Origin of the sequence: Flavobacterium macrobrachii, from assembly GCF_014486675.1 — a bacterium.
Classification (GTDB): Bacteria; Bacteroidota; Bacteroidia; order Flavobacteriales; family Flavobacteriaceae; genus Flavobacterium; species Flavobacterium macrobrachii.
In genome coordinates, this window is the sequence record NZ_JACTAC010000113.1 from 1 (window position 1) to 5,289 (window position 5,289).

The 5,289-nt window shown below is 37.3% G+C and carries 2 protein-coding genes and 1 pseudogene; all 3 read left to right on the forward strand.

Annotated elements, in window-relative coordinates:
• The coding region (locus tag IAI56_RS15110; protein ID WP_187658653.1) for a beta strand repeat-containing protein at positions 1 to 2,435 on the forward strand (2,435 nt) is incomplete at its 5' end.
• Positions 2,436 to 2,452: 17 nt separating this feature from the next.
• A pseudogene (locus tag IAI56_RS16480) lies at positions 2,453 to 2,563 on the forward strand (hypothetical protein); the annotation flags it as partial.
• Positions 2,564 to 2,593: 30 nt separating this feature from the next.
• Positions 2,594 to 5,289: LamG domain-containing protein (locus tag IAI56_RS15120; RefSeq protein ID WP_187658655.1), on the forward strand; the 2,696-nt coding region annotated here is incomplete at its 3' end.

Sequence of the window (5,289 nt, forward strand, 5' to 3'; positions counted from 1 at the left end):
CTTTGACAGTGCAATTCAATCCAACAAATGCTGGCACCAGAAATGGAATTGTTTCTATTTCAAATGATGATAGTGACGAAGGAACTTATACTTTTGCTGTTCAAGGCTTTGCTACAGAACAAGAAATTAATCTACAAGGTGGAAGTCCAGCTACAAATATTCCTAATGGTTCAAATTTGATCTCTAATAGTATTAATACTGATTTTGGGACTACTGCCGGAACTAGAACATATACAATTCAAAATTTAGGAACAAGTAATTTGAATTTAACTTCTGCTTGGTCTAGCAACTCTGATTTTGCAGTATCATACAGCCCAAGTACTGTAACACCAGGTGGAACAGCAACTGTAACAGTTGTTTTTAACCCAACATCTGCTGGTACTAAAAATGCTACCATTTCAATTGCTAACAATGACTCTGATGAAGGAACATATTCTTTTAATGTAAGTGCTGTAATTGCAGAGCAAGAAATTAACCTTCAAGGTAACAGCATTAATATTCCAACAGGTTCAACTTCTTACTCTATTGCAAACAATACCGATTTTGGAACTATACCATTTGGTTCAGGTAGTATTGTAAGAACATTTACTATACAAAATACTGGTGGTTACACGCTTTCTATTTGGTCAAGCTATGATAACTCTGGTGATTTCTCAGTTTCGCACGCTGCATCTACAATAGCTCCAGGAGGAACTGCTACTTTAACAGTAACTTTCACCCCAACATCTATTGGAGTAAAAACTGCAACTATAACCATCGATAACAATGATAGTAATGAAGGTACTTACACCTTTAATGTAACTGCAAACAGTACCCCAACTGCACCTGAAATCAATATCATTTCAAACGGAAATAACATTATTGATGGTAGTAACACTTACAGCACTACTAATAATACAGAATTTGGAGAAACTTATCTTGGTATTACAACTTCTAGAACCTTTACCATTCAAAACACTGGTTCTGCAAACCTTACCATCAGTAATACAACTATAACTGGTGCAAACGCTAGCCAATTCGACATCACTACATTTCCAAGTGCAACTATCGCTCCTGGCGCATCAAGTAATTTTGTAATTAGATACAATGCGGCTGCCATTGGTTCAAATATTGCTGTACAAGTAAATGTAATTAGTAATGATTCAGACGAAGCTACTTACAACTTTAACATAAGAGGTACAACCATAAATCCTGAAATTGATGTACTTGGAAACGGAGTTTCAATTATAAATGGTGATACTACTCCTACTACTGCAGATTGGACAAACTTTGGTGAAATTGACACAACTACAGGTACAATTACTAGAACTTTTTCTATAACTAACCAAGGAACAACAAACTTAATAATTTCAAACCCAACAATTTCAGGAACTCATGCCGCCGATTTCACTGTAACAACTAATCCTTCTAGTACAACATTCGCTGCAGGAGTCACAAGAACTTTTGTGGTTACTTTTAACCCATCAGCTAGTGGAAACAGAAATGCAATCGTTAACATTACTAACAATGATAGCAATGAAAATCCATATACTTTCCATATCAATGGTTTTGGTTCAAACTCAGAAATCAATCTAACTGGAAATAGTACATCTATCGTTGATGGCGATACAACTCCTTCAATTACTGACGGTACTGATTTTGGAAATACTGATATTACTTTTGAAACTAAAACACAAACTTTTGTAATTCAAAACACGGGTACAACAAATCTTAATATTGATAACCCAACAATTACTGGCACACACGCTGCAGATTTCGCCGTAACTACTAACCCAAGTACACTGAGCATAGCTCCAGGTAGCAGTACAAGTTTTGTAGTTACCTTCAATCCTAGCGCTACAAGTACTCGTTCTGCAACAATCAATATAGTTAATAATGACGGTAATGAAAACCCTTATAATTTCAACATAAGAGGAAATGGTACTGATACTGAGATGGATGTACAAGGAAATACAATTTCTATTGCTAATGGAGACGCAACTCCATCATTAACTGACCATACTGATTTTGGTTCTACTGACATCAATACTGGAACTCTTACCAGAACTTTTACCATAGCAAACTTTGGTACAACATCAATGACTATTTCAAACCCAACAATTTCTGGAACTAATGCAAGTGACTTCACTGTTACTACCAATCCTTCTGGAACTACTTTTAATGGTGGTTCATCAAGAACTTTTACAATTACTTTTAACCCTAGTGCATCTGGAACTAGAACTGCATTAGTTACAATAAACAACAATGATTTCAACGAAAACCCATACACTTTTGCTATTCAAGGTTTTGGTAACAATGTAGAAATCAACATCACTGGTTTAGCAAATTCAATCGTTAATGGCGATACCACTCCTACAACTACCGATGGAACTGATTTTGGAAACGTTTTCTTCCTTCTGGAACCTCATCAAGTTCTTTTGTTATACAAAATTTAGGTACTACAACATTAACAATCTCAAATCCTGTAATCTCTGGCATCCATGCATCCGATTTTACTATCACTTCAAATCCTTCAACATTAACTATTCCTGCTGGTGGAAGCACTTCATTTACAGTAAGATTTGCTACTAATACACTTGGTCGTAGAAATGCTATGATAACCATCAACAATGATGATGTAAATGAAAACCCTTATGACTTTTTTATCCACGGTTTTGGCGATATCGACTCTGATGGCGATGGAATTTCGAACAACGTAGATACTGACGATGATAATGATGGTATTACAGATATTATTGAATGTAGCACTTGTTTAAGTGACCCATTCCTAAACGGTAGTTTTGAAACGCCAGTAATTCCTGCTTCAAGCTTCGCTATCCTTCCAACTGGAAACGTACCTGGATGGCAAACTAGTGCTGAAAACTTCATCGAAATATGGAGCTCTGGTTTTAATGGCGTTCCAGCAGCAACAGGTAATCAATTTGCAGAATTAAACGCAAACGTTCCAGGTATACTTTATCAAACTTTCTGTTTGAATGGTTCTGGTGGAACAATCAACTGGTCTATCAAACACAGAGGTCGTGGTGGTATCGATCAAGCTTTCGTAAAATTCGGTCCAACACTTGCTGGTGCTATTGCTTCAACTCCAATTGCAACTATGGTTGATGGAACCACTTCTTGGGGAACTTATTCAGGAGTATACAACATTCCTGTTGGACAAAGTCAAATTATTTTAACTTTCCAAGCCGGATATACTGGCTCTGGTAGTGCTTCAGTTGGTAACTTTATTGACGACGTTCAAATCGTTATCAATCAAAACTGTGTAGACTCTGATGGCGATGGAATTGCAGACATAATCGATGTTGACGACGATAACGATGGTATTCCAGATATCGAAGAAGCTGGCTTCAAAGTATACAGCAACAACAAATCAACTATGGACATGACATCCGCTTCAACATGGGTAGATGCCAATGGAAATGGTATGAACGACTATATCGATACAATGATTTCGGGTGGAACTTATACAATTCCTAATACCGATGGAGATGCAAGACCCGATTACCTTGACCTAGATAGCGACAACGACTCTATTTTCGATGTAGATGAAGCCGGTCTGCTAAATGGTGATGGAGATATCAATGGCGACGGTGTAGGTGATTTACTAGACTCTGATGGCGATGGGCTTCTTGACCTTTACGATAACAGTACAGTATTCGGATCTACTTTCAGAGCTTATGCTCAAGATACTGATGCAGACAATATGCCAGACTATAGAGAACTTGACTCTAATACTGATGGTACTTTTGACATCGCAGGAACTCTTTACGCAAACCTTGATGCTAACAATAACGGATTATTGGATAGCACGCTAGATAACGATAAAGACGGTATCATGGACAATTTCGATACTAATACTATCCAAAGAGGTTCGCCTAGAGACCTTAACAGAAAACTATACCTTGACTTCGACGGTAGAAATGACTATGCCGAAGACACTCAAATACTATCTGGATTAGCATCAGCTACTCTAATGGCATGGATTGATCTTAATAGTGGTTTCAATGCAAACGGTGTAGTTGTAGGACAAGACAAATTCAACATAAGAATTCTAAGCAACCGAAGAATTAGAGCTACAGTAAACGGCAAAACACTTGACTTTGCAACACCTCTTGAAAGATCTAGATGGTATCATGTAGCTGCTGTTCTTGGTAGTGGTGAACTAAAAATCTATTTAAACGGAACTCTTGTAGCTTCAAGAGCCCTAAACGAAACAATACAAGCTGATACTACTAAATTAACATTAGGTAAAAACCCTAACGCTTCAAACACCTTCTTCAGAGGTAAAATAGACGAAGTTAGAGTATTCAATACCGAGTTATCGCTTGACCAAATAAAAAGAATCGTTCACCAAGAAATTGAAAACAACAGCGGTGAAGTTAGAGGAACAGTAATCCCACAAAATGTTGGCTCACTTCCTTTCAACAGAGTATTACGTTACTATAGAATGGATACATTCAAAGACGATATTATTGACGACTTAACAACACCGGCTATCGATTTAGTAACAGGTATGAAAATGTACAACCACAAAGTAATCAACTACCAAGAAGCTCCAATGCCTTTTGTAACTAGACAAGCAGGTACATTTGCTACCGCTGTAAACGATACCTCAAAAGACATCCGTGGACTAGATGTAATCGAAAACGATGCTTCAATAATCCTTGTAAACCATAACATCACTGAAAATGGTAACAATACTGATATCGGAATGGTTATCAACTCAGGTGTAACAGTAAAAATGAATAACGATACTAAAATCCAAAACGATTGGTATCTTAAACTTGACGGAAAAATTGACCTAACAGGTAAATCTCAATTAGTGCAAACTGCCGAAAGTACACTCGATGCAACAAGTGCTGGTTCAATCGAAAGAGACCAACAAGGACAATCAAATCGTTTTAATTATAACTATTGGTCTTCACCTGTTAGCTCAATAAACAATACATCAGTAAACCATGGTTACACAGTAGCAGGCGTAATGAAAGACGGTACAAACCCAGATGACATCAAAAACATCCAATGGACAACAGGTATAAACAGCACCGCTACATCGCCTATTACTCTAAGCAGCTACTGGATTTTCAAATTCCAAAACCTAGGTAACAATTACTATAACTGGGCTTCAGTTGGACAAAACGGAACTTTATTACCAGGTCAAGGTTTCACACTTAAAGGAAGTAACGCATCAGCACCAAACCAAAACTATACCTTCCTAGGAAAACCTAACAACGGAAGTATTACATCAACAATTGGTGCAAACAACTTGCTCCTAGCAGGTAACCCATA